This is a genomic window from Furfurilactobacillus milii (assembly GCF_009864005.1).
Lineage (GTDB): Bacteria > Bacillota > Bacilli > Lactobacillales > Lactobacillaceae > Furfurilactobacillus > Furfurilactobacillus rossiae_B.
Genome location: NZ_WEZQ01000019.1, coordinates 155,487 through 181,620, shown reverse-complemented (window position 1 = coordinate 181,620; position 26,134 = coordinate 155,487). Strand labels below are relative to the sequence as shown.

The window sequence follows — 26,134 nt, the reverse complement described above, 5'->3', positions numbered from 1 at the left end:
CGGCCAACTTTAAACAGTCTGAACGAGAGCTCGTCATTACTCAAAACCATCCCAAGTCAAACCACACGCTAAAATTCATGCTCATCAAACTCTGCCCACGATTCGTGAGAATCCTGGATTCGCTTAAACATTTTTTCCATATCAGCGTTAGTAAAATGAACCACGACAGGCCGCCCATGTGGACAATTAAACGGATTTTGTGTCTGAGCCAAATCGTGTAATAACGCCCGCGCCTGCCGTTCATCCAAATGATGATTGGCCTTAATTGACCGTTTACAACTCATCATAATCGCCGTTTTTACACGGAATTTGGCAACCGTTAAATCATGATCAGTCAGCACCCAGTCAATCATTTCACGAATCGTTGACTCTTCTTGACCTTCTTCAAACCAGGTTGGGTGCTGACGCACAATAAAACTGTTGTTGCCAAACGGTTCCAAAAATAATCCCAGTTGTTCGAGCTTATCCTTAGCGTCATTAATCTTTAAGACATCACTAGTCGGATAGTCCAAAACGATCGGTACCAACAGGTTTTGCAAATCACGACTAACTTCACCAATTTTGACACGGTAGTATTCATACTTGATTCGCTCCTGAGCGGCATGCTGATCAATGAGGTAAAGACCATCTTCAGCTTGAGCAAACAGAAAGGTGCCGTGCATTTGACCAATGTAAGTTAATTCTGGAAAACGGCGTTGACCATCACTACTGGTTGATTGATCCGGTAACATTTCCGTTTCCTCATTTGGCATTGGTACTTGAGGTGCTTCTTCATCGCCGAATGGTGTCGTGTCATCATGAGCATAGCGCGCATCGAAAGCCGCAACTGAAGCGTCTGCCATGTCGTCCACATGATGCACCACAACAGGTGCCAATGTTTGTGTTGGTAAGGCATTTGGCAACGTTGTGCCAACGTTACCATCATCCCTGGCTGTCGTTTCAGCATCTGTTTCTGAACCTGAATCCACAACTGGTGAAGATGATGCTACCGGTTGCGGTTGCCGTCCCGCTAACTGTTGTGGCCGCGCATAATGAACATTCACATCCGCATTCCTAGTGGTCGATGCTTCGCTTAGTCGCTGTGCTAACGCATTTGAATCCAAACTTGGTTCACCACGTAAATTTTGATAAGCGTCAGGAATTAGGTTTTCCTGCGCAATCCGGTTATAAACCGCCTTGTCAATTAAATCCGCGAGTTCAGGCTCTTTACTTAGCCTAACCTCCTGTTTAGTTGGATGAACGTTAACGTCAACTAAGAATGGATCCATCGTTAAATTAAGGACGGCGATAGGATAACGCCCTACCATCAGTTTGGAACCATAGCCCTTAATGAGAGCTTTCGTCAGTTGGTAATTTTTAATGTAACGTCCATTAATCAGAATCGAAATGTAGTTACGTGAAGCACGCGTCAATTCAGGCAGCGATACATAACCAGTCAGTTTGAAATCGGCGTCCTCATTTTCTATCGCTACCATCTTGCGGGCCGTTTGAACACCGTAGATTCCTGCAACAACCTGCTGACTGTCTCCACGCCCTGCTGTCCGCAATAGTTCGCGTCCATTGTGACTTAAGCTAAAGGCGACATCTGGGTGCCCCAGTGCAAGTCTGTCCACAATATCCACAATGTTGGCTAGTTCAGTTTGCGGTGATTTTAAATATTTTAAGCGTGCCGGCGTATTAAAAAATAAATCGCTGACGGTTACTTCAGTCCCTGGTCGTGACTGCGCGGCCGTATGTGTCAGAATTTCGCCGCCTTTGATGTGCACTTCACTTCCCGCACCCTTACCCGTCGCCGTTTTTAGCCAAACATCGGCAACCGATGCGATACTAGGTAACGCTTCACCACGAAATCCCAGCGAGTGAACACGAAACAAATCTTCACGTGAGGTTATTTTGCTGGTCGCATGCCTTGAAAAGGCCATTTCGACATCTTCATCCGCAATGCCAACCCCATCATCAACTACTTGAATCGATTTTAGTCCTGCTTCTTCCACCAGCACATCAATCGTTTTAGCATGCGCGTCAACGGCATTTTCAACAAGCTCTTTCACCACTGATGCCGGTCGTTCAACCACTTCCCCAGCAGCAATTTGATCTGCGAGGACAGTGGGTAATTCATGAATTTTTGCCATACTGTTTAATCCTCTTGTTAACCTTCACCGCTTCATTTTGAATAATGGTCAAATTATGACTGTAGTTTTTGTTGAATATCATAAAACTTGTTCATAACATCCATCGGTGTCATACCCATTAAATTCATCTGTTTTAAATCCTTGATAATATCTGCAACCTTCGGATCCATCGTCGGCGTTTCAAACAACGCCAACTGTTTGCTCGTTGCCGTCTGCTTTCGTTTTGACGCAGGTTCCGGTGCTGGCTCTGATAAAGGTTCATCAACATTCACAGGCGTTGGTGTTTCACCTGCATTAGCCTCAAGCTCTTGCAAAATTGTGCTAGCCCTAGACAACAACCCATCCGGCATCCCCGCTAGCTTAGCCACGTGAATCCCGTAAGACTTGTCAGCTGGTCCCGGTTGAATTTGATGAAGAAATACCAGTTGACCGTTCTCTTCGACCGCGCCAACGTGAATGTTTTTCAACGCGTGCAAAGATTCATCCAGTGCTGTTAATTCATGGTAATGCGTACTGAACAGAGTTTTAGCATGAACGTGATCATGAACATACTCGATAATTGCTTGGGCTAATGCCATTCCATCGTAGGTCGCAGTGCCCCGGCCGATTTCGTCAAATAAGATTAAGCTATTAGCGGTCGCATGCATCAACGCATCGTTAGCCTCCTGCATTTCAACCATGAACGTTGAATTACCGGAAATTAAATCATCTGCTGCACCAATTCTGGTGAAAATTTGGTCAAACACCGGCATACTAGCGGATTTAGCAGGCACAAAACAACCCATTTGGGCCATCACGACGGTTAATGCCAGTTGACGCATATAGGTACTTTTCCCAGACATGTTCGGTCCAGTGATAAGCAGCACAGTTGTATCGTCAGCCATTCGGACATCATTAGGCACATATTCCTGTTTTCCGAGTACTTTTTCAACAACGGGATGACGACCATCTTCAATTTCTAAATCATGCCCGTTATTCAGTTCAGGGCGAACAAAACGATAGTTTTCTGAAACGACGGCAAAACTCTGCAAGACATCTAAACTGGCCAATGCTTTAGCCAGTCGTTGCAAACGGCCAATGGCAGCCTTCACGACCTCCCGAACCTTAGTAAAGAGTTGATACTCCAAGGCGGTCGACTTTTCCTGAGCCTCCAGAATCAACGTTTCCTTTTCCTTCAATTCTGGTGTTGAAAACCGTTCCGCGTTAGTCAGTGTTTGCTTACGCTCATAACGATCATCTGGCAACTTGCTAAGGTTCGCCTTGGTGACTTCAATATAGTACCCAAATACCCGGTTATAACCAATTTTAAGGGTACTGATCCCAGTGGCTTGCCGTTCTTTGGCCTCAAGCTCGGCAATCCACTGTTTGCCATTTTTCATTGCATCCCGATACTCATCAAGCTGATCATCATAACCATCCTTGATGACACCGCCGTCAGTCACTGATATTGGGGAATCGTCGTTGATAGCACGATCAATCAGCTCAGCAACATCATCAACAGGATCTAATCCAGTCAACATGTCGCCAAACACGTTTTGATCCAACTCTTCTAAAACATATTTGATTTTTGGCACCTGTTGCAATGAAGTCTTCAATTGGATCAAATCTCGGCCATTCACACTACCAAACGCCACTCGACCAGCCAGCCGCTCTAAATCGTAAACTTTGACCAGCTCATCCTGTAGATTTGAGCGTTCAAAATAATGTTGAAGCAACTCATCCACTTTGTCTTGACGTGCTTTGATTTCATCCAGTGACAACAGTGGTCGATCCAACCATTGCTTTAATAACCGACCACCCATCGCTGTCTTAGTTTCATCTAACAACCATAAAAGTGTGCCGGATTTTTTGCCGGTACGAATATTAGTTGCCAATTCCAAGTTCCGTTTGGCATAATGATCCATTTTAAGATAGTAGGATGGTTCATACGCAATTGCGCGCTGCAAATGAGACAGACTCCGCTTCTGGGTGCCTTCCATATAGCTCAACAGCATGGAAACTGCTGACGTTTCAACACCGTCATCCAGATCCTGTGTTACAAAGCTCAATTCTGCCCCAGTCGTGATTTCCGTTTGATGAGAGACCAAAATACCAAGTGGCTTAAACTGATCAGTCAGCTCAGCAGGTACAGTGTCGTCAACAACCACCTCTTTAGCCTCGACAGACATGACTTCATTCATCACCGTATCAAATGTCGATAGATTGGCGGTTCGCAGTTCACCCGTAGAGACATCCGCATATGCAAAGCCAAAATGATCGTCTTGTTTGATAAAGCCTGCCAAATAATTATTTTCCTTCGCGCCACTAACACCGGTTTCCATGCGCGTTCCTGGTGTAATCAACTGAATAACTTGTCGCTTTACCATGCCCTTTGCAAGGGCCGGGTCTTCCATTTGTTCACAAATGGCAACTTTATACCCGTGATCTACCAGAATATCAATATAATTTTGAACAGCGTGATGTGGAACGCCACACATTGGGATTGGATCGGCTGAATTATGGTTACGCGCGGTTAACGTCAATTCGAGCAATTGGGCACCCTTAACTGCATCATCATTAAATAGTTCGTAAAAATCACCGATTCGATAAAACAAAAAGGCATCAGGATACTGATCCTTGATGGACTGATACTGCTTCATCATTGGCGTTTCCATACTCTCTTGTGCTGACTTTTTTGCCATGTAACGTAAACTCCTCACTACTTCAAAAAATTCGTCGTTCATCGTAAGTGGCTTCACCCACTTAGAACTAACAAACAATTTCATCTAAGTCCCCAAAAAACGATGGTCTAAGTTTAACATTTTTTGCGGTCACTGTCTGGGTTGATTCGAACACGTGGTCCCTACTAAAAATAATGTTTAACAGCAAAGAAAAACGACATCAGCCAAATCTCGGCTAAGTGTCGTCTTATGCTATTAAGTCACCTATTTGGCGTACTCGACAGCTCTCGTTTCCCGAATAACGGTCACTTTAATATGACCAGGATATTCAAGATCGTTTTCAATTTCATTCTTTATGTCACGGGCAATGACCGTTGCTTGAAGATCATCGATATCCTGAGGCTTAACGATAACCCGTACTTCACGACCTGCCTGAATGGCATAACTTTGTGCCACACCATCGTGACGGTTAGCAATTTCTTCCAACTGTTTCAAACGCTGAATGTAATTTTCAAGCGATTCGGAACGTGCACCTGGTCTTGCTGAAGAAATAGCATCCGCAGCGCCAACCAAGACGGCGATGATAGATGTCGGTTCAACATCACCATGGTGAGAAGCAATTGTGTTAATAACAACTGGGTTTTCATGGTACTTAGTTGCCAATTCAACCCCTAATTCAACGTGAGATCCCTCAACTTCATGATCCACGGCCTTACCAATATCGTGTAATAATCCTGCGCGCTTAGCTAACGCAACATCCTCACCAAGTTCTGCCGCCATCACAGCGGTCAACTTAGCAACTTCAATAGAGTGGTTCAAAACATTTTGACCATAACTAGTTCTGTAGTTCATTCGCCCAATTGTCTTAATTAAATCAGGATTCATGGCTCGAATGCCTAAATCAAAGACGGTTTGTTCACCAATTTCACGGATTTTATCGTCCATTTCCTTGCGTGCTTTTTCAACCATTTCTTCAATTCTGGCCGGATGAATCCGACCATCAGCAATCAATTTTTCCAACGCCAACTTAGCAATTTCACGACGAACGGGATCAAACCCACTCAGCACAACTGCTTCCGGCGTATCGTCAATAATGAGGTCAATTCCAGTTAACGTTTCAAGTGTCCGGATGTTACGACCCTCACGACCAATGATTCGGCCCTTCATGTCATCATTCGGCAATGTAACGACCGTCACTGTATTATCAGAGACGGTGTCTGCAACACTCCGCTGAATGGCAGCAACAATTAGGTTCTTAGCTTCCTTATCAGCAGAGATCTTGGCCTCTTCTTCACTTTCTTTAATCAGTACGGCTCGTTCATGAGCCAACTGATCCTTTGTTTCCTGAATAACTAAATCACGTGCTTCGTCTTGAGACAAAGCCGCCACTCGTTCAACTTCTTGTTGTCGCTTATCGATGAGGTCTGCTGCTTCTTGCTGTTGCTGTTTCAGTGCATCCCGATCACTAGTTAACTTGTCTTCTTTACGTGTTAATTGAGCTTCACGCTTTTCAAACGTATTATCCTTGCGATCCAGAGCTTCTTCACGTTGCAATAACCGATCTTCTTGCTTTTGAACCTCCGCACGTCGATCCTTTAATTCATTTTCAACGTCCGTTCGGTACTTGTGGTTCTCTTCGCGAGCCTCAAGTAAAGCCTCTTTTTTAGCGGTTTTTGCATCCTGATGAGCTTTCTTTAGGATGGCTGCGGCAGAATTGTTGGCATTGTCAATATCGCGTTCGTGACGCTTCTTGGCAATAGCAAGTCCACCATACAGACCGGCAATAATAGCGATGAGCACGAGGATTATGGTTACAACGTAAACCATATTTAATTCCCGCCCTTCATCAAAAATGGCTGACCGTTAAGCCAGCCGCAAACTTGTAAGATGTTAAATTGATTAATTACACAATTTCAGTTTACTGATAAACGAGCAAGCTGTCAATAAACGATGGTTAACGTTTGTGTTCATTAAATTCGTCTTAGGCGTAGCAAACGGTTAAAGCAGTAACTAACAGCCAAACCGATTGCACTTAAAATAAAGTTTGTGATAACTAAATTTAATGGATGTTGATAGCGAATGTAGCCATCAAATCCGTACATCACCCGGAATAGGCTTCCTAACCAGGTTGATGTGAATGAAATCGGTTGACCACCATTTGTACCAGCGTACAAAATAAATGTCAGCAGGCCAAGACCGATGATTGGCGCCGCAACAAATGTAATAATCTTCCACCTAGTCGTCATTAGCCCCAACACAGAGCCAACGAGCATACCGAGCGCCAATGCTAATGTCAACGTACTCAGCGCACGAATCCAAAACCAAAAGATATCAATATTGCCGTGTTGAATGAAGTGACCAAATTCTGCGCGACCGGCACTTTCAAATGTTCGCATCCCCAGCGGCTGTGCTACCAGTAGCCGATATAAAACATTAATAAAGGAAATACCAACAGCAATTGTCATCAGACTCAGTAACTTTCCTGTCCAGTAAGTGCGTCTTGAAATGCCATTTTGAATAAATAATTCAAATCCCTGATACACAAGTGCGCCGACTACAAAGAGAAACAAGACCATAATCGACTCTAACGCATTAGTTGCAAGATACGGTTTGAGTGGCAACGCTGCTTTAAGACCACTGGTCATCCATCTGATCAAAAATGGAATGAACCACAAGCCAACGAACGAAGCTAAATAACCCCATCCCAACAGTTTTGCATCACGCTGAAGACGAAATTGATAAACTGGTTTAATCTTCATGACTATCCTCCGTTAATGCCACAAACAGATCCTGCAAGCCCAAAGCGTGTTTAGCAATCCCCTCTGGTAACGCCGGTGAGCCAATCATCGTTACAATTGCCCTCGTTTCATGCCCAAAGGAACTTTGTGACAGCACCTTGACATTAGGCAAGAACGTTGCCATCGCATCGCTTGGTCCAGCCAAACGATATGACCGAGCCATCAGTGACTCGACAGGCTCAGCTAGTTTAATTTGACCTTGATTAATCACAATCACATTATTTAGGATCGTTTCTACTTCCTCAATCAAATGGGTCGCAATAATAAAGGTTCGTGGGCGGTTCGCATACGTAGTTATCAACTCGCGGTAAAACAGTTCACGATGTCCAGCATCAAGGCCAAGAACTGGTTCGTCTAACATGATGTAATCTGCCGGTACGCAAAGTGCAACAATATCCTTAAATATAGTTCGATAACCTGTCGATAAGCGTCCAAAACTGGTGCGTGTATTTAAGCCAAATGCTTTAGCTAAATATTCAGCATAGTCATCATCAAAGTCGCCGTATAGTTGCTTCGTGATCTTAAATAGGTTATTTACTCGTTCACGAGCGGGATACAGGTTATCTTCGCTGGCCAAAAAAAGTCGTTGTAAAACATGATCATTTTCGTGAACTGATTGGCCATCAATTGTGATTTCACCGCTTGACCGGGGGATTCGGTCGGCAACCATATTTAGTAAAGTGCTTTTGCCAGCCCCATTACGACCCAGTAGACCATAAATTGTTTCCGGTTCAAACGTTAGATTGGCACTGTGAAGGAGCATTTTGCGCCCTGCGTGCTTAGTCAATTTGGTGATTGTCAGTGCCATTATCTGCATACCCCCGTTTAATCATCTCTGCCAAAACAGCTTCCGAAAGACCGATTTGCCTTGCGGCGTTAATCAGTGGCTGAATGTTGTCTTCATAAAATTGGGTACGCCGCTTGTCCGTAATCCGTTCACGTGCGCCTTCCAATACAAACATGCCAAGTCCACGACGTTTTTCAATAATCTCATCATTAACCAAAATATTCATACCTTTTAGCACAGTTGCAGGGTTAATGTGAAATTCCCTGGAAATCTCGGTCGTTGACGGCACTTGTTCCCCGGACTTAAAACCATTCGTTAAAATGGCTTCTTCAATTTGTTCTGCCACTTGTAAATAAAGTGGCGTATTGCCATCAAAGTCAAAGTGCATGTTTTTTCTCCAGCCTTAGCTTTCTTTATGTGTTAGCAAGATAAGGATACGCGATTGTCTGTTGCTTCGTCAATCAAGCAATTAACCCTAAAAGCAACTTTTAAATTAATTAGGCGTTCATCTGCTCTTTAGGAATCACTAGCCGTTCATAAATTAATGTTGTGATTCCATAATAAACACCGTATAAAACACAGAAAATCAAAATCGACCAACCCGTCATGGCATTAGGATGATACATCAGCGGCTTAAACACCTGTAATCCGAATAATACATCGACAATGCCCAAAATGCCTGGCAGCGCAAACAGTGTCAAAATTTCACCACGCACCGCCTGCTTCATCAGCACCCGTCTAGTTCCAATCCGGTTCAGCATATTGTAGCGAACAACATCCTTATTTGCGCCCGACAAGATCTTGAACATCAGGCAACTAGCAAGCATCGCCAAAAAGGCAAAGCCGAGGAAAAATCCCATGAATTCTAAGCCACTGAAGAGTGCATTGAACATTTTGTAGGTTTGAAAGCCACCCACTGTCGCCATAGTCGGCGCTGGAAAACGTTGCTGTTGAAGTTTCTCTAAACGGTCCAAAATTTTTCGTTGAGCTAGGACATTATTTAAACGAATGATTGTCACTGTGTGAGTAGTTGCCGTATTTAAATTTTCAAAATCGCTTTGAGTCGCAAACTCACTTTTCTGTTGACCATTTTTCGGGACCAGTCCGGTGAAATCCATATCATTCAAGGCTACCTTTTTAAACTGAGCAATAGGTAGCGTCTTGAGTGAGCCGTCGTTTAATGCCTGACGGCTATCCAACATCGGCAGAGGATGATCAACAAATTCTTGTTCGTTATAGTACACTGTGTTGCCAACAATCTTTTGAGAATAGGTCAACGTGTGCGTGTCGTTCAACTGACTGACCAGATTGTGTTCCTTTTTGTCCATATCGTTAATTGCCATTGTATAGGCACTAGTCGATTTTGCCATCTGCGGTGCTTGTCGTTGAAAACCTGCACCGACACTAATTGCCCCTAACGCTAAAGCAAATAGTAACGACACAATCGTCAGAATCCGCGTATAGCTACGAACTCTAAACATGATCTGGGCTAATGTAAAATTATGCAATTTTTTGTTAGCAAAATTTGTTTGCTTCAGTAATTCAACAGCGCCGACAATAACTGCACTAAATAGCAAATAGCTACCAAGTGTGATCGTCACAAGCGCTAGTGGAACAGCTAGCAACTGCAGCGTCATGATTTTGGCCATAGCAACGTATCCAATTGCTAGCAACAAAATGCCTGCTACAATTTCCGTTAATTGCACTAATGGCCGCCTTTTCGGTAGATAAACCTCATCATCTATGTGTAATAATTTGAGCACTGGTGTTCTGACCAATTTAGTTAAATTGAAAATGCCAGATAAAAGAAACAACCCGACATACAGACAAATTGTGGTCACAATTGCCGGCCAGTAGAGGGCATTAAAATGATGCACAGTCAGCCCCAGTTGATTAAATAAAATTTGGGATAGTCCCATACTCATGCCTATTCCTAAAACAATCCCGACGATGGTGGAAATCACACCAATCAGTAGCGTTTCAATAAAAACCAGTTCGCCAATGCGATTCTTTTTAGCACCCAACATCATAAATAAACCATAATCATGTTGTCGCATGCTTAACAAAAATGAATTCGCATAGGCAATGTACACGATTGTAATCAAAATCAGCAAAATCATGCCGAAGATAAAAACTTGTGAAGCCATGGAAATTTGAGTATTGGATTTAACAAATTCACGATTTGTCGCTAAATTGGCAAACATGTAAAAAACAGCGGCTGAGATAATAAGACCGGTAAGTAAAACTAAGTAATCTTTAAACCGATTTTTAATTCCTGCTAATGATAATTTAGTTAACATGTCATTCCCCCGCTTACTGTTCAAAAGTGCCCAATTGGTTCAGAATTTCTTGATAAAAAGTTTGGCGATTATTGTCAGCTTTTTTTAATTCCTGACCAATTTGACCGTCTTGAATGAACAAGATCCGGTCACAAAAACTGGCTGAAAAAGGATCATGTGTGACCAGTAGGACAGAAACATGTTGGTTTTTATTAATATCTGTCATTAAATCTAGTAAATCACGCGCAGACTTTGAATCTAAGGCACCGGTTGGTTCATCCCCCATAATGATTGCAGGACGATGAACAATCGCTCTAGCGGCCGCTACCCGCTGTTTTTGACCTCCAGACAGTTCTGTAGGGTATTTAGACAACAAATTTTCAATCGACAATGTTGTGGCCACTTCTTTAACTGCCTTTGAAATTTCCGCTTTCTTTACCCCTTGAAGTGATAACGGCAAAGCAATGTTTTCTTTAGCCGTCAAACTTTCTAGAAGATTGAAGTCCTGAAAGATAAAACCAATTTCTTCTGAACGGAAATCTGACAATGCTTTTCCCTTGAACCCGGTTATATCTTGCCCATTCACCTCAACACTGCCACTTGTTGGCGTATCGAGTGTAGATAGTAAGTTGAGGAGCGTTGTTTTACCCGACCCTGAAGCCCCCATAATGCCAACAAATTCGCCTTCATCAATCGTAAAGTCAATTCCTTTTAAAGCTTCATATTGTTGTTCATTCTTACGCCCATAGGTTTTGTGTAACCCACTAACTGAAACTACTGGTGTTTTTTGCATGATATCTCCTCCATCACCTATGCGGTTAATTACTTGTGTGACTAACTGTATAAGTAATGAAGACAAAAGTCAACTTTTTTCTGCAAAAAAAGACGCTAACATAGTATCAGCGTCTTTTGAAAATTGATTGATTTGATTATTTTTTAAAGCGTTTCATTCCTGAGCACAAAACATCCAGTTAAACATCTAACGTTGTTTCACTGCCCTTTGCTGAAGACTTAGCCGCTTTAGTGGATGATGCTTTTGCTGTCTTAGCGTCTTTCGTATCGTTTTCAGTAGATTCCGAATCTTCATCGTCTGCGTTTCCATCCATATTATATGCCTTACGCACTTTATCATAGATTTCTTGACGCATTGCTTGATGCTCATCGGCCTCTAGATAAGCCTTAACATTTTCACGGCCTTGACCGATTCGCTCACCATCATACGAATACCAAGCACCAGACTTGTCGACAATATCCTTGTCAACCGCCATGTCCAGCAGTTCACCCGATTGAGAAATGCCGTGTCCGTACATAATGTCGACTTCCGCAACACGGAATGGTGAAGCTACCTTGTTCTTAACAACCTTAATCCTAGTACGGTTTCCCTTCACTTCAGTGCCATCTTTAATCTGCTCAGCACGACGTACTTCTAGGCGAATTGTGGCATAAAACTTAAGTGCCCGTCCACCCGGTGTCGTTTCTGGATTCCCAAACATCACACCAACTTTTTCACGAATCTGATTGATAAAGATTGCGATGGTCTTTGTTTTGTTAATGGTTCCAGAAAGTTTCCGCAAAGCCTGTGACATCAATCGTGCTTGAAGGCCAACATGAGCATCACCCATTTCACCTTCGATTTCAGCGCGAGGAACTAAAGCAGCTACTGAATCAATGACAACAATGTCAATCGCACCAGAGGAAACTAACGCATCCGTAATTTCCAATCCCTGCTCACCAGTATCTGGTTGAGACAATAATAAGTCATCGACTTTGACACCTAAGGCTTCAGCATATTGGGCATCTAACGCGTTTTCGGCATCGATGTACGCCGCCGTGCCACCCATCTTTTGAACTTCAGCAACAGCGTGTAACGCAATTGTTGTCTTACCTGATGATTCAGGACCATAAACTTCAACGATCCGCCCGCGTGGGTAACCACCTACGCCCAGTGCATCGTCCAGTTTCAGAGAGCCGGAAGGAATCGTGGAAATTTGAGTGTTTACATTTTCACCCAAACGCATAATGGATCCCTTACCAAAGTTTTTTTCAATTTTTTTTAGTGCAGCATCTAAGGCTGCCTGACGTGCATCTGCCAAGGGCAAATCCTCCTTCAATCACATAACCTAATGTCATTATGATACCGAGTAATAGAACAAAAAGCAAGAAAAATCGAACAAAAGTTCGCATCAGTTATGATCGTTGATGGCACGACGAATCAGATCCAATCCGTTTAGTACAGATCGCCAACGATTTAATTGGCGATCATCCGCAAAGTGATATTCATGTGCAACTACTGGTTCATCACGATATGCTAAGCCAATCCAAACTGTGCCAGCCGGATGACCTTCTAGCTCGTCTGGACCTGCAACCCCAGTAAATGAAACCGCGATATCTGTATGCAACAATTTCTTCGATTGCTGTGCCATCCAAATAGCTGTCTGCTCACTAACCACGCCAAATTGATCAATCACAGACTGTGGAACAGCAATCAGCTCGTGTTTCGCAGAAGCCGCATACGTTACAAAACCGCCTGGAAAAACAGCTGAAACGCCAGGAACCGATCCAATCGTACTTTGAAATAAACCAGCAGTTAAACTTTCAGCTGCCGTAATACTTAAATGATGCGCAATAAGCTGATTAACAACTACAGTGGCCAAATCGTTATCGTCTCCGTACCCATAAAAGTACTGCCCAATGCGATCTTGAACGGTCTTCTCCATTTTATCTAACAGAGCATTAGCAACCTGGTCGTCCTTGGCGTTAGCGGTCAAACGCAACGTGACTTCACCGCTTTTAGCATAGGTGGCTAACGTCGGATTCGTCTGATTATCAATTAAATCATCTAATTGACGCGCCAAATCTGCTTCACCAATCCCAAAATACCTTAAGACTCGGGACTTTAGCCGCTCTTCAATTTGATACGTGTCCCTTAAGACCGGCATGACTGTTCGATCAAACATATCGATTAATTCACGTGGCGGTCCTGGCAGGACTAAAAAGTCTGTCCAGTTTGCCTGATGAATAAAGTCACCAACAGCCATACCATTTTCGTTAGGTAATGAACGACCACCGTCCACATACAATGCCTGCAATCGATCGTTATCACCTAGCGATCGGCCAGTCGTTTTATAATGCGTAACAATCTTATTGAGCGCCTGCTCATCAACCACTAATTTTCGGCCTAAATGCCTAGCAACAACTTGTTTGGTCAAATCATCTCGGGTAGGTCCGAGACCACCCATCACAACAACGAGATCACTTCGCTGCTCCGCCAATGCAATGGCATCATCCAAACGTTCCGGATTGTCACCAACTACCTGTTGATGAAATACATTGATGCCTAGTCCGGCTAACCCACGGGCAACATAACTCGCATTCGTGTTGTCGATCTGTCCTAATAAAATTTCCGTACCAACGGCGATAATTTCTGCTTGCAAACGATGTTCACTCCTAACATACGCATTTTAGTCACAAATGTTCGTGCAATTTCAATTATAAAACAGTTTGCACATAACCGTAGCCCTGAAGAATTGAAAAGAGTATTTAAAAAGACACCTTCACAGTTTGCAAAGGTGTCCTAAAAATCGTTATTTATTTAAACCCATCACTGAAGACACTCCGGTTTTGAACGAAGTAATCAATTCCTGAATAGATTGTGAAGAATAAGCAAACATAAAGCAGAATGCCAGCCATCGGTACATGAATGTTATTAAAGAACACATTATTCAAGAACAACAGAATAATTGATAACATTTGCGTGGTTGTTTTGATTTTACCTGGATAAGCCGCAGCCATCACAGTGCCATCATTTTCAACGATTAATAACCGCAAACCGGTGATTGCAAGTTCACGACACACGATAATTGCAACAACCCAAGCTGGTGCCTTACCCATCTCAACTAAAATGACAAAAGCAGTCATTACCAGCATTTTATCAGCAAGTGGATCGGCAAATTTACCAAAGTTTGTGACCAAATGCTGTCCACGCGCAATTCGACCGTCCAAAAAATCAGTTACTGACGCAACAATAAAAATAATCGTGCCAATCAAACTCGTAACCGGAACATTCGTGCCGGCCCACGTAACAACTCCCCAATTAAAAGGAATTGCCATAATGATCAAGAAAACTGGAATCAAAATGATTCGAAAAACCGTTAATTTATTAGGTAAATTCACAATGTGACCTCTGCTTATACGTTATTTCACTTTACTAGTAGCCGCCTGTAATTCAATCGTCAAGACACCAGTATTGCCAGTCCCTTTACTAATATCAACGTCTTTACCGTTGATTTGAATCTTAGTCGCTGGTCGATTACCAAATGAAATTGCGACCGAAGTTGCGCCGTTAGGTAAGGTGACTGTTTGTGACTTACCGCTCTGCATTGTTCCGATATAAAGTGCAGAACTACCTGCTGGTGTAACTTGCATCCAAGATGAAGCATTGTCAGCAGCAATAGTAACTTTGTTCGTAGCAGGGGCATTTTCCAAACGATAGGTGCTGTTACCGCCCGTCGTAGAAACGGAGACTAACTTTGCCTTACTGTTTTTCTTCGACTTATCTGAACTAGAGCTGCTACTTGAATTGCTCGAACTTGAGCTACTGGACGAGCTGCTGGAACTACTTGAACTGGCGCTGCTTGAGCTACTCGATTCAGTATCTTTCGAAGAGCTTACCTTAACTGCACTGCTGGAAATCTGACTATTGTTGCTGGACTTATTCCCATTACGCACCGCAAACACCCAAATGGCACCAAGAATAACCACAACTAGCAACGTTACTAGTGCAATTGGCAAGATTGATCGTAACCGTTCCAATGTTCCGTTACTTTCGCGCACTTGAGGCGTCTTTTCCCGTGTTGCCGGGGCCTCATCAGCTGGCATGACATGTGTTGCAGCCGCCTGTGGCAACTGATCGTTATAATCTTTTAATAGCTCATCACCATTCAAATCAACCGCCTGGGCGTACTGTTTAATAAATGCCCGCACGTAAAAATCGCCTGGCAACTCATCAAACTTGCCGTCTTCAATGGCTATGAGGTAGCGACGTTGAATTTTTGTACTTTGTTGAACGTCATCAATTGTTAAACCCTTTGCATTGCGGGCTTCTTGCAACTTTTGACCAATCGTTGGTGTTTCCTCACTCATAAGATAAAGACTCCATCTTTATAGAATACGTTAATGACACGTTGAATTTAAGTATAGCATAACAGCCTGTTCCTGTTATTGAATTACAAAAACGGTGAATTTTTTTAAGAATTTTCAAGATCTTCCATATCTTCTGTTGGCAAAACATCAAACACACTAATTCCTTCAGATCGAATTAAGGCTTCCGCCAAAGACTGAACGTCCGCTAAAGTTAGTGACTCTAACAGCTGTGTCTCATCAAGTAAATTAGCATTATCAAACAGCTTACCTTCATATGCGTTAGCAATTGCTTCCACCGAGTTCAGCATCATTATGTGATGGCCGATTGCTTCACGTTTAACCAATTCAAAGTTTTCAATAGCCGGTTGACCGGATAGGTAATCACTAACATGCTCTAACACATTAATAATCGCCTCTGAAAAACCGTTTGGATCATCGGTATCACTGCTGACGGTCAAAAAGTGGAACCCACGTTCCAAAGAAAAATCATAGTCAAAACTATCATCAATAATGCCAGCATCGTAAAGCTTCAGATACGTCTCACTGGTGTCTGCAAACAGCATATCTAGCAACAAGGATGCAGCCAAACTATATTTTAATCCATCACGCCCAATGGGCACATCGTCTAAACCACGAAGCCCCACAATTGACTTCGGCATTGTAACGTCCAAGTGGCGACTTCGATAAGGAAGAATCTCCGTTTGATCATGATTTTCAATGATCGTTCGGTCAATTGCAGCCGGTTGTTCAAACGTCTTGCCGGCCTGATTTTCTTTAATCCAAGCCATTACTGAATCAGGCTCAAATGCACCCACGATAAACAAATTCATGTTACTTGGATGGTAAAACGTTTGGTATGTCGACATTAATTGCTCTGCCGTAATCTGACTAATTGAATCGACCGTTCCGGCAATATCAATATGAACGGGTTCTGTTGGATATAAGTTACCCACAATACCCATAAATAACTGCCAGCTTGGGTCATCGTCATACATTTGAATTTCTTGCCCGATAATCCCTTTTTCCTTAGCTACAGTAGCTTCGGTAAAGTAAGGATCTTGAACAAAATCCAAAAGAATATCTAAATTCTCTTTGAGATGACGACTTGCAGCAAACAAATAACTGGTTCGTGTAAAACTCGTATAAGCATTTGCATCTGCACCGTATTGTCCAAACAGATCGAATGCGTCGTGATCTGCTTTTTCAAACATCTTGTGTTCCAAAAAATGGGCAACCCCATCTGGAATGGTCACTGCTTCATCAGCCCCACGTGGTGTAAACGTTCGATCCGTTGAACCGAAGTCAGTTGTCATTAAGGCATATGTCTTATGAAAACCTGCTTTTGGCAGCAACTGCACCAGTAAGCCATTGGGCAGCGTTTCTTCATAAATAGTTTCGCCTAACTGCTGATAATCGTGTTTTTCCACAGTTGTCTCCTTATCAATCAGATACTTTGTAAACTGGCAATTTGAATTTTAGCTGGCTATTTACTAAGTAAATAACTCGTTGCCAAACTCGTTTGCTGTGCAATTACGGCAACATCCTGGGCTGTGACAGCGTTGATTCCATCAACCCAGTCACTTACATTCATTGGTCTAGCCGTTAAGTCACCCAATAATTCAGAACCAACTACCAATCGTGGCGCATCCTGAGCTGCTTCACGTTGATTAATCAACGTTTCCTTAACCTGACTCATGCGGTCCACACTAAACTTTCCCGCCGCCAGATCAGCCAGTTGCTCACCAATGATCTGCTGCACAGTCACCGCCTGCTCTCCATCGATACCGGCTTGTACCAATAACGTTTGATTAAAGAAATTAATGCCTGAATTAGCGTAGTAGGCTAAGCTCTTCTTTTCACGAACGTTAGTAAACAACAATGATAGCGGCGTTCCGCCAAACAGTCCGTTAAAAACCTGCGCCGCAAAATACTGATTGTCACCATAATGAACCGGCAGACGATAAATCAGGTCAAGCTTAGCTTGGGTTATCTGCTGATGTTCCACTTTGCTGGTGACACCCGAAGGAGCCTCCTGTGGAATCGTAATTTGTCGTGACATCGATGGGCGATCCGTTAAATCAAATGAATCAAGCAACGTTGCCACTTCATCAGCATCAACATCACCCATAACATAAATAAACACTTCATCTTCAGTCAAAATACGTCGATATTCATTATAAACTGACTGTGCCGTTAAACTTTCGACGTCAGCTAACCGACCTGCACTGGGATAAGCAGCCGCAGTGTCGCCAAAGTGCAAATGCTGTGCCTGTAAACGTGCGTACAGCATCTTATCATCACTGACTGCGCGTAAGGCAATGGCCAAATTTTCTTTTTGTCGATCAAATGTTTGTTGATCAAAACCGGTAATACCGTTTTGCGTGCTAACCAATGGATTTAACATCACTTCGTTGAGGAAATGAAATCCGTCAGCCAATAAATTAGGTTGTCCTTCTAGATAACGACCATTGGCTAGGGTCAATGCAAACTGAAACTGAGCTAAGTTGCCCATTTTAGTGACATTCGTATTAAAATTTGCACCATACATATTGCTCAGCACTGCGGCCAATGCCGTTTGTGTCGGGTACATCGCCGAACTGGTCTCTAATAGATCAGCCAATAACGAACGCGTCGTTAACGTTGCTAATTGAACCGGTGAGCAAAATGATACCAGCACACTAACTGTTTTAAATTGTGTGGTTGGGAGAACGGTTAAATGAACACCGTTTGCTAAATCCTGTTTCAATTCCAGCCGCCTCCGTTAAAATAAATTTGTGTAGTCATCATTGCTTTATACTAGCTGAAATGCCCCTCAAAAACAATCCTCTCGACTAGAACCACTATCGAAAAAAATCGTATGATACAAATTCTTATGGTCTCTAAATTTGTGTCATACGACTTTTTAATATTTATTTATTATTACTAAAAAATTTAACTGAACGTTGAAAACCGCGAATATTCCATAAAAGCTACTTCTGAATTAATGAATCTGAATCCTGCCCGAACCATTTGTGATTAATCTGACTGAGTTGCCCATTCTTAGCAAGTTTAACAAAGGCCTGGTTGATCTTTTTGCGTAAAGTGACATCCCCCTTACGTAAGCCAACCGCGTAGTCTTCCCCGGCAAAATCGTCAACAATCGTTCGATAAGCAGACGGATTGGGTTCGTGCTTAACGTAATAGCCTGCATATACTTGATCAATCAATAATCCCTGAATACGGTTAACGTTCAGATCAATAAAGGCATCATTAAACGTGTCGTATGTTATCGGCGATCCTTTGATATATTGTTTCAATAGCTTAGGCTTTTGATTAACTAACGTTTGAGCTGACGATCCAGTTTGCAGGCCTAAGATTTTGCCCTTCATATCTGAAAATCGTCGGATGTTTTGTTTTCTCTTAGTTACCAACACCTGACGATTTCTGAGGTATGGTCGGGAAAACGCCACTTTGGCTGCCCGTTGAGGCGTTATGGTATAGCCATTCCAGATTGCATCAATCGTCCCATTCCGCAATTCCGTTTCCTTCATGGACCAGTCAATCGTTTGGAAATCTACTTTGAGACCATACTGGGCAAACGTGGCCTTTGCTAAGTCTACATCGTAGCCAACCAATTTCCCATTTTTTTCGCGAAAACCCATCGGCACAAAGCTATCATCAACACCAATAACGACCGTTCCACGGCGTTTAATATGTTGCCAGGTATCTTGCTGATCCGCACGGGTAGCAACGCTCTCACACCCACTCAAAACTAAAATGCCCATTAGCATGACGACAACTAATGCCGCTAATCGTCGATACCTGCTTATTGTTCGTTTTCGAATCATTATCTTCATCCTCCCCACTATCCCTGGTCAAACTAACATGACCTTAGGCATTCAGTGGTTTAACTGTCACAACCTGATCAGCAATTTTTTCCGCAAACTGCTGATCATGTGTGACAACAATCTGGGTAATCCCTCGTTTTTTGAGGTCTAAAATGAGTTGGCCAACCGTATCGCGAAGCGTTGGGTCCAATGCTGACGTTGGCTCGTCATAACATAAAATAGCCGGTTCCATAGCCAAAGCTCGCGCAATTGCAACACGCTGTTTTTGACCACCTGATAACTGAAATGGATACTGTTTAACGACTCGAGTCAATCCAAGCGAGTCAACCAACGGCTCAACTTGTTCACGGGCCTGTTTTGTCGTCTGGCCTGTTACCATTTTGGGCGCCAACATGATGTTGTCGACCACACTTAGATTAGGAAACAAATTAAAGTCTTGAAATACAACACCGATTTTACGTTCGCTGCCACGATCCTCAACTGGATCGAACGGTTGACCGTCTAAAAGAAAGCTGCCCGAGTCTGGTCGTTCTAATCCAGCAATGCACCGTAACAAGGTCGTTTTGCCGGCACCAGAGGGACCGACGATACTCACAATTTGTTGGTCAGGAACGATCATTGAAAAATTATTTAAAATTTTGCGTTGTGCAAATGATTTGTTAATGTTTTTTAATTCCAGCATAGTTTGTCCCTCCTATCGGTAGTAACTGTAGTGTTTCTCTAATCCACGTAAGGCGTAAGTACAAACCAACGTCAATAAAAGATAGATAATCCCCACTAAGATCAGCGGAACCAATGTGACATCCCTAGCAGATGCCACATTGCCGGCACGCAGCAGATCACCTAACCCAATGACATAAACCAGCGATGAATCTTTGACCAAGTTAATCACTTCATTACCAACAGCGGGGATAACGCTTTTGACCACTTGTGGCAATATGATCTTTCGCAATGTTTGGGTATAGGTCAATCCGAGCACTTGAGCACCCTCATACTGACCGTGGTCAATACCGGCAAAGCCACCGCGGAAAATTTCAGCAAAATAAGCCGCGTAGTTTAAGATAAAGGCGAACAGAGCTGCGGGATAACGGGCAAACACAATATTAACGTCTGGAAGTCCGTAAAAGACAAACATCAATTGAAGCAATAGCGGCGTCCCCCGCATAAGCCAAACGTAAAAGTTTAACACCCAACGAATCGGTGAAAAACGTGACCGCAGTCCCATACTAACTAATACACCTAGTGGTAAGGCACCAACCAACGTCCAAAAGAAAATACGAATGGTCATCCATGCCCCACTAAATAATGATGGCAAAATCTGATTGACGTATGTTAACGACATGTTAACCCCTCCTATGATGAACAACTTTTCAAATTAATGACAACGCATTGCGTTTGACACAAAAAATCCCCTAACTAGCCTAATTGCTAGTTAGAGGACGTTGGTTAACGTGGTGCCACCTCATTTTTCTACCGCCTCACGACGATAAACTCACGGAGTTTATAAACAAAAACACGCCCTCCTTAGTCATTATAATGACTAAAGAGGGCGTGTTCGCGCGGTTCCACCTCAAGCTTTCAATTACTTCACAGTAACTGACTCAACGAGTTTGTTTATAAACTCCTTGGGGTAACGGACCGACCGGTTTAACCTACTTCATAAATTCAGCCAAACGACTCACAGATGTGTTTCAACAACAGTCATGGTAATCATCACAGCAACGATTACTTTCTGAACAAGCCTGTCATCTACTCTTCTGTTCATTGTCATTTCATTCATATTTTTAAGTTAGCAACACTATAGTGTTCTTTACACACTCTGTCAACCCTATTAAAGAAGCCACGCAGTAAAAAAATTTACTGAACGCGTGCACCACGCAAATAAAGTTGTCGCAATGGCACATACAAGATCAACAGAATCACTTCATTTAGAGCCAACGTTGGTGCCAGATCGATTACCATAAAATCAGCGAATGACGTACCAGTGCCACCGATCATTTGTAAGGCCGACCAACTCAATAATGGTTGAATGGTAAAACCTAAAAAACCGACCAGCAATGTCGCAAATAAATTAACGGGAAGCACTTGTCGTAAAGTACGCGCTAACCACACGATAACTGGGAAAATAAACAGGTATACGCCCCAGTAACCGCTGTAAAAGAGGTCAAAAACCACACCAGCGAAAACTGCAAACCAATATGTTGGCATATGATATTGATCTTCAAAGAAAGACGCGCAAAGCAACCACAGGGTAGTAATCTCTGGCACAGCCGTCGCCGAACTGCGGAATAAATGACCAGCGAACTGCTGACTGATCGTGCCATCTAAAAACACACTCAACAGAAGGCCAATAATAAACGTCCAGCGTAAGCTCGATTCACGCATGTTATCATCCCCCTATTTATTGTTTTGCGGCAACTGTAACAACGTTAACCGTGCCAAGATTGCCCGCTGGCTTGATGTAAACCTTGTTTGCCAAGCCATAATCGTCAGAGCTGGTTGAGACAATCGTGCCAACAAACAGTCCCTTAGGGGTTATGCCGCCGAGTCCACTAGTTGTCACTTTATCGCCCTTTTTAATGGCAACCTTAGTCGTGATCTGACCCATTTCTAACAGATTTTTGTCTTTATCATAGCCAGTCACAATGCCATTAACCGTCTCACCCCCGGCATTAGTGACCTGAATAGCAAACCGGTTAGCGGTGTCAGTATCATCAGAAATCAACTCAACTTTACTGTTGGTTTGATTGACCTCAATCACGCGACCAATCAATCCCTTGCCCGCAAGAACAGGCATGTTTTTCTTGATGCCACTGGTTTTACCTTTGCCGATAACCAATTGATTCTGCCATGCCGATGGTGTTCGGGCAATAACGCCAGCCGTAATTGGCTGGTAATCGATCAAGCTATTGTTTAACTTGGCCTCGCTACGTAATTCTTTATTTTCATTTTCAGTTGTTTGCAAACGAACCTTGTCCTGGGCCATTTGATCAACTTGTTGTTTTAACTTCTGATTTTCATCATACGTGCTTAACAACTGAGAAATCGAATTGACCCCAGCACCGACGCCACCAACAGGTACACTTACCACTCGGTCAGCAAAACCAGCCACATCATTCCCAAATTGTTGAATGATCGGTGGTGTATTTCGACGATTACGAACCGTCACCGATAACGTCAATAGTCCCAGGCATGTAATGATTCCCACGGCGATGATTACGAGTCGTCGGTTTGAAAAGAATCTATGCATTGTTACCTCCAAGTCTAAAAACATCACAATCAAAAAGTGCGACACAAACGCGTTGGCGTCGCGGTTATCTAACCACTTTCAACGTCCGTTGACGCGGTCTGGACAAAAACAATGTCGTTTTCACACATTATTTTTGTCGACCAAGACCAATGCTTTGTGCCACACATTTTCGAATTATTAACGGTTGTTGCGCCGTTTCATGACGTCAATACTCTTCAACGATTCACCAGTACCAATAGCCACACAATCGAGTGGTTCATTGGCAATGAACACTGGCACCTTAGTTGCCTCAGAAATAACATCCTGAAGATTCTTCAGTAATGCACCACCACCGGTCAAGACAATCCCATGATCGATAACGTCTGCCGCAATTTCAGGTGAGGTTTCTTCCAGTGTCTCCTTAATGGCAGCAATCACTTCAACAATGGTGTCATGAATTGCTTTGGCAACATCTTCAGCAGTGACGTCAATGGTCTTTGGCAAACCAGAAATCAAATCACGGCCTCGGATTGATGCGCCATCCATACTCTCAGATGCTTCAACCGAAGCAGAACCGATTTGAATCTTTAAGTTTTCCGCTGTCGTTTCACCAATTAACAAATTGTACTTTTGACGAACGAAAGCAACAATTGACTCATCGAGTTTGTCGCCAGCCATGCGAATGGACCGACTGGATACAATCCCACCGAGTGAGATCGTGGCAACATCGGTAGTCCCACCACCAATGTCAACAACCATACTACCAGTTGGATCCATGACAGGAAGACCGGCACCAATTGCGGCTGCAAAAGGCTCCTCAATGACATATGCGTCACGGGCACCAGCCACACGAGTAGCATCAATCACTGCCCGCTTTTCAACTTCAGTAATCCCACTCGGCACACATACCATGATGTATGGCTTTTCAGAAGACCGACCGAGGGCCTTTTGAATGTAATACTTCATCATGGCTACCGTCGTGTCATAATCGGCAATAACCCCGTTTTTCATTGGTCGAATAGCTGAAATGCTACCGGGGGTACGACCCAGCATCTTACGTGCTTCTTGGCCAACTGCAACTACTTCACCTGTATTCGTGTTACGTGCAACGACAGAGGGCTCGCGTAACACGATGCCCTTTCCGTCAATATATACAAGTGTGTTGGCAGTTCCCAAGTCGATGCCGATGTTTTTTTGTCCTAATCCAAACACAGTATTTCTTCCCTTCAAAAGACCCTTGGGCCAAATCATATCGGAAAAAGTATACCATAGAAAAAACAGTGAAAACAGGTCGTTTCCACTGTTATCAAGATTTTTATTCTTCCTTAAACAAACCGAATTACGACGTAGCCGTATCTTTTTCAGCCAAAATTTCCGGTAATGTCACGGCATTAAAGAGATCATGCTCGCCGAAACTAAAATAACTATGACGACCAACGATAAAACAATCTAGTAGCTCAATGCCAAGCAACTGACCAGCCAACCACAGACGCTGACCAAATTCCTGATCACTTGGTGAGGGTTTGGCCAGACCGCTTGGATGATTGTGTGCAACGATCACTCTGGCTGCGTTAGCGATAATCGCCTGATAAAACACATCACGCGGATGAGCAACACACGCGTCCACTGTCCCACGGAAAACTTCGCAACGGGCAACAACCTGATTTTTAACATTCAGTGCTAGCAGCAATAACGTTTCCTGACGTAAATCACTCATTTCATCGCTCAACGCAATCCCGACTGTACGGCTGGACCCCGCTTGAGTACCAACTGTTAATTTTGTCTGCCCTTCTGTTTTTGTACCAATTTGTTTCATGTTTGCCAACCTCCAAATTATGACGTTGACTTAACATACGCAAATTGAGGGTCAGTTGTTCGCCACTTCATCATTATCTGTAAATAAATGACGCACATCAGAAATAAAATACAACGACCCCGTAATAATCAGAACATCATCCGCGGACAAACCGCCTGCTGTTTGTGCAATTGCCACCTGCCAATTGTCAAACTTGGGTACAGGCTGTTTTAAACTAGCTTCCAACGCATCCAAATCTGCCGCATTTCGTTTTGCATTAGGACCTGCGAAATGTGTTAGCACTAAATGCACGTTTGGCAATGCCGCTAGCGTTGGCAACATTTTTTCGTAAGCTTTATCCGCCAAAACCGCAAAAATAATGGTCACACTTTGTTGTCCAAAATGCGTTTTGATTAGCTCAGCAAGTTCATCCACGGCTGGCTCATTATGAGCACCATCGATCACTACCAAAGGCTGGTCGTTCAACTTTTCAAAACGCCCTGCCCAAAAAGCGGTGTTGAGGCCATCACGAATACTTTTAACTGACACTGGCAGTTTTTGTAATTGATGCAATTTCAAGTAAGCCGCTAGTGCTGTGGCCGCGTTGTCACTTTGATAACGACCCAACATGCTAATTGTCAAATCCTTTAAATGTTGATCAAAACCATCAAAACTAAACCGTTCCTGCCACCCCTGAGCCGACTGATAGTGAATCTGATAATCACGGTTCATGGCAAACCAAGGCGTGTCCGTACGTGTAGTGACCTCACGAATAACGGACAATGCGCCGTCGTCAGTGATGTTTCCAGTAATCATCGGGACATTGGGCTTAGCAATACCAGCTTTCTGCCAAGCAATTTTACTAACCGTATCCCCCAACATTTTCATATGGTCCAAGCCAATGGTCGTGATAACCGATAGTAGCGGTGTGATCACATTAGTAGAGTCAAAGCGACCGCCAAGACCGGCTTCTACCAGAACGATATCAGCGTGCCCTTCAGCAAAGTACAGCAACATCATGGCGGTCAACGTTTCAAACTCTGTTGGTCCACCCTCAGGCAGTTCTTCGTCTAACTTTGCTTCAACTGGTTGAATGATTTGAACTAGTCGTAGAATATCTGCATCACTGATAGGTTCACCATCCACACTGATTCGCTCATTGAAACGGACCAAATATGGTGACGTGAAACTGCCCACGGTCAATCCATCTGCCTGTAATAAATTGCGCAAAAAGGTTAGTGTAGAGCCCTTTCCGTTTGTTCCGACAATATGAACCATCTGGATATCCGTTTCAGGATGGTTTAACCGCTCCAGAAACAATCTCATACGATCTAATGTTGGTGATTTTTTAAACTTTGATCGGCCGTGAATATAGGCCACAGCCTCTTCATACGTTTTAACCATGTTAGTGCCCCACTCATTCTCAATTTGTCTACTTGTTATCATACACCAACAACTATGTTAGCCATGCGAAAAGCATACAAA

Annotated in this window: 22 protein-coding genes and 1 other annotated feature; all 22 genes read right to left on the bottom strand. The window is 43.3% G+C overall.

The features are described from left to right. Positions 1-68: 68 nt before the first annotated feature. Entirely contained in the window at positions 69-2,132 is a 2,064-nt protein-coding gene (gene mutL / locus GB993_RS10750) for a DNA mismatch repair endonuclease MutL (RefSeq protein ID WP_161004285.1), read from the bottom strand. Between the two features lie 53 nt (positions 2,133-2,185). Continuing rightward, positions 2,186-4,813 carry a DNA mismatch repair protein MutS gene (mutS, locus tag GB993_RS10745; protein ID WP_161004284.1) on the bottom strand — a complete coding sequence of 876 codons (2,628 nt, stop codon included), beginning with the start codon at positions 4,811-4,813 and terminating at the stop codon, positions 2,186-2,188. A 243-nt stretch (positions 4,814-5,056) separates the two neighbouring features. Further along, positions 5,057-6,619, bottom strand: a complete 1,563-nt coding sequence (gene rny, locus GB993_RS10740; RefSeq protein WP_017261194.1) for a ribonuclease Y — start codon at positions 6,617-6,619, stop codon at positions 5,057-5,059. Positions 6,620-6,762: 143 nt separating this feature from the next. After that, positions 6,763-7,551, bottom strand: coding sequence for a hypothetical protein (locus GB993_RS10735; RefSeq protein ID WP_161004283.1), 789 nt, complete (start codon positions 7,549-7,551; stop codon positions 6,763-6,765). Continuing rightward, positions 7,541-8,398 carry an ATP-binding cassette domain-containing protein gene (locus GB993_RS10730; protein ID WP_161004282.1) on the bottom strand — a complete coding sequence of 286 codons (858 nt, stop codon included), beginning with the start codon at positions 8,396-8,398 and terminating at the stop codon, positions 7,541-7,543. Before GB993_RS10730 ends, GB993_RS10735 begins: the two co-directional genes overlap by 11 nt. Then, a complete protein-coding gene (locus tag GB993_RS10725; protein ID WP_161000859.1) occupies positions 8,370-8,765 on the bottom strand; it encodes a GntR family transcriptional regulator in 396 nt (131 codons plus the stop codon). Before GB993_RS10725 ends, GB993_RS10730 begins: the two co-directional genes overlap by 29 nt. A gap of 109 nt (positions 8,766-8,874) precedes the next feature. Further along, a complete protein-coding gene (locus tag GB993_RS10720) occupies positions 8,875-10,677 on the bottom strand; it encodes an FtsX-like permease family protein (RefSeq protein WP_161004281.1) in 1,803 nt (600 codons plus the stop codon). 13 nt (positions 10,678-10,690) lie between these two features. Continuing rightward, complete coding sequence (locus GB993_RS10715; protein ID WP_161004280.1) at positions 10,691-11,449, bottom strand: ABC transporter ATP-binding protein; 759 nt, start codon at positions 11,447-11,449, stop codon at positions 10,691-10,693. 178 nt (positions 11,450-11,627) lie between these two features. Continuing rightward, positions 11,628-12,749: a recombinase RecA gene (gene recA, locus GB993_RS10710; protein WP_161000856.1), complete on the bottom strand. Its 1,122-nt coding sequence runs from the start codon at positions 12,747-12,749 to the stop codon at positions 11,628-11,630. Between the two features lie 90 nt (positions 12,750-12,839). Continuing rightward, positions 12,840-14,090, bottom strand: a complete 1,251-nt coding sequence (locus GB993_RS10705) for a competence/damage-inducible protein A (RefSeq protein WP_161004279.1) — start codon at positions 14,088-14,090, stop codon at positions 12,840-12,842. Positions 14,091-14,244: 154 nt separating this feature from the next. Further along, on the bottom strand, positions 14,245-14,829 hold the full coding sequence (gene pgsA / locus GB993_RS10700) for a CDP-diacylglycerol--glycerol-3-phosphate 3-phosphatidyltransferase (protein WP_161004278.1): 585 nt from the start codon (positions 14,827-14,829) through the stop codon (positions 14,245-14,247). 21 nt (positions 14,830-14,850) lie between these two features. Then, complete coding sequence (locus tag GB993_RS10695; protein WP_161004277.1) at positions 14,851-15,798, bottom strand: helix-turn-helix domain-containing protein; 948 nt, start codon at positions 15,796-15,798, stop codon at positions 14,851-14,853. Positions 15,799-15,902: 104 nt separating this feature from the next. Next, positions 15,903-17,225, bottom strand: coding sequence for an EF-P 5-aminopentanol modification-associated protein YfmH (yfmH, locus tag GB993_RS10690; RefSeq protein ID WP_161004276.1), 1,323 nt, complete (start codon positions 17,223-17,225; stop codon positions 15,903-15,905). Between the two features lie 56 nt (positions 17,226-17,281). Then, complete coding sequence (yfmF, locus tag GB993_RS10685) at positions 17,282-18,544, bottom strand: EF-P 5-aminopentanol modification-associated protein YfmF (RefSeq protein ID WP_161004275.1); 1,263 nt, start codon at positions 18,542-18,544, stop codon at positions 17,282-17,284. A gap of 223 nt (positions 18,545-18,767) precedes the next feature. Next, on the bottom strand, positions 18,768-19,625 hold the full coding sequence (locus GB993_RS10680; protein ID WP_161004274.1) for an amino acid ABC transporter substrate-binding protein: 858 nt from the start codon (positions 19,623-19,625) through the stop codon (positions 18,768-18,770). A gap of 43 nt (positions 19,626-19,668) precedes the next feature. Continuing rightward, on the bottom strand, positions 19,669-20,307 hold the full coding sequence (locus GB993_RS10675; protein ID WP_161004273.1) for an amino acid ABC transporter ATP-binding protein: 639 nt from the start codon (positions 20,305-20,307) through the stop codon (positions 19,669-19,671). Between the two features lie 12 nt (positions 20,308-20,319). Beyond that, positions 20,320-20,967, bottom strand: coding sequence for an amino acid ABC transporter permease (locus GB993_RS10670; RefSeq protein ID WP_161000848.1), 648 nt, complete (start codon positions 20,965-20,967; stop codon positions 20,320-20,322). 200 nt (positions 20,968-21,167) lie between these two features. Continuing rightward, positions 21,168-21,399 (bottom strand) — a binding site (T-box leader). 83 nt (positions 21,400-21,482) lie between these two features. Further along, entirely contained in the window at positions 21,483-22,010 is a 528-nt protein-coding gene (mreD, locus tag GB993_RS10665; RefSeq protein ID WP_161004272.1) for a rod shape-determining protein MreD, read from the bottom strand. Between the two features lie 16 nt (positions 22,011-22,026). Next, positions 22,027-22,875 carry a rod shape-determining protein MreC gene (gene mreC / locus GB993_RS10660; RefSeq protein WP_017261210.1) on the bottom strand — a complete coding sequence of 283 codons (849 nt, stop codon included), beginning with the start codon at positions 22,873-22,875 and terminating at the stop codon, positions 22,027-22,029. A gap of 177 nt (positions 22,876-23,052) precedes the next feature. Next, complete coding sequence (locus GB993_RS10655; protein ID WP_161004271.1) at positions 23,053-24,066, bottom strand: rod shape-determining protein MreB; 1,014 nt, start codon at positions 24,064-24,066, stop codon at positions 23,053-23,055. A 127-nt stretch (positions 24,067-24,193) separates the two neighbouring features. Further along, positions 24,194-24,670, bottom strand: coding sequence for a JAB domain-containing protein (locus GB993_RS10650; protein WP_161004270.1), 477 nt, complete (start codon positions 24,668-24,670; stop codon positions 24,194-24,196). Positions 24,671-24,721: 51 nt separating this feature from the next. Then, the gene (locus GB993_RS10645; protein WP_161004269.1) at positions 24,722-26,053 is read right to left on the bottom strand and encodes a bifunctional folylpolyglutamate synthase/dihydrofolate synthase; all 1,332 of its coding nucleotides are present in this window, start codon (positions 26,051-26,053) and stop codon (positions 24,722-24,724) included. Between the last annotated feature and the right edge of the window lie 81 nt (positions 26,054-26,134).

Excerpts from the sequence above, each read along its gene's own strand:
- mutS (WP_161004284.1), bottom strand. The coding sequence starts at position 4,813 with ATGGCAAAAAAGTCAGCACAAGAGAGTATGGAAACGCCAATGATGAAG.
- GB993_RS10715 (WP_161004280.1), bottom strand. The coding sequence starts at position 11,449 with ATGCAAAAAACACCAGTAGTTTCAGTTAGTGGGTTACACAAAACCTAT.
- GB993_RS10645 (WP_161004269.1), bottom strand. The coding sequence starts at position 26,053 with ATGGTTAAAACGTATGAAGAGGCTGTGGCCTATATTCACGGCCGATCA.
- GB993_RS10650 (WP_161004270.1), bottom strand. The coding sequence starts at position 24,670 with ATGAAACAAATTGGTACAAAAACAGAAGGGCAGACAAAATTAACAGTT.
- GB993_RS10675 (WP_161004273.1), bottom strand. The coding sequence starts at position 20,307 with ATGCTGGAATTAAAAAACATTAACAAATCATTTGCACAACGCAAAATT.
- GB993_RS10670 (WP_161000848.1), bottom strand. The coding sequence starts at position 20,967 with ATGTCGTTAACATACGTCAATCAGATTTTGCCATCATTATTTAGTGGG.
- GB993_RS10720 (WP_161004281.1), bottom strand. The coding sequence starts at position 10,677 with ATGTTAACTAAATTATCATTAGCAGGAATTAAAAATCGGTTTAAAGAT.
- GB993_RS10730 (WP_161004282.1), bottom strand. The coding sequence starts at position 8,398 with ATGGCACTGACAATCACCAAATTGACTAAGCACGCAGGGCGCAAAATG.
- mreD (WP_161004272.1), bottom strand. The coding sequence starts at position 22,010 with ATGCGTGAATCGAGCTTACGCTGGACGTTTATTATTGGCCTTCTGTTG.
- GB993_RS10735 (WP_161004283.1), bottom strand. The coding sequence starts at position 7,551 with ATGAAGATTAAACCAGTTTATCAATTTCGTCTTCAGCGTGATGCAAAA.
- mreC (WP_017261210.1), bottom strand. The coding sequence starts at position 22,875 with ATGCATAGATTCTTTTCAAACCGACGACTCGTAATCATCGCCGTGGGA.
- GB993_RS10695 (WP_161004277.1), bottom strand. The coding sequence starts at position 15,798 with ATGAGTGAGGAAACACCAACGATTGGTCAAAAGTTGCAAGAAGCCCGC.
- GB993_RS10725 (WP_161000859.1), bottom strand. The coding sequence starts at position 8,765 with ATGCACTTTGACTTTGATGGCAATACGCCACTTTATTTACAAGTGGCA.
- rny (WP_017261194.1), bottom strand. The coding sequence starts at position 6,619 with ATGGTTTACGTTGTAACCATAATCCTCGTGCTCATCGCTATTATTGCC.
- mutL (WP_161004285.1), bottom strand. The coding sequence starts at position 2,132 with ATGGCAAAAATTCATGAATTACCCACTGTCCTCGCAGATCAAATTGCT.
- GB993_RS10680 (WP_161004274.1), bottom strand. The coding sequence starts at position 19,625 with ATGATTCGAAAACGAACAATAAGCAGGTATCGACGATTAGCGGCATTA.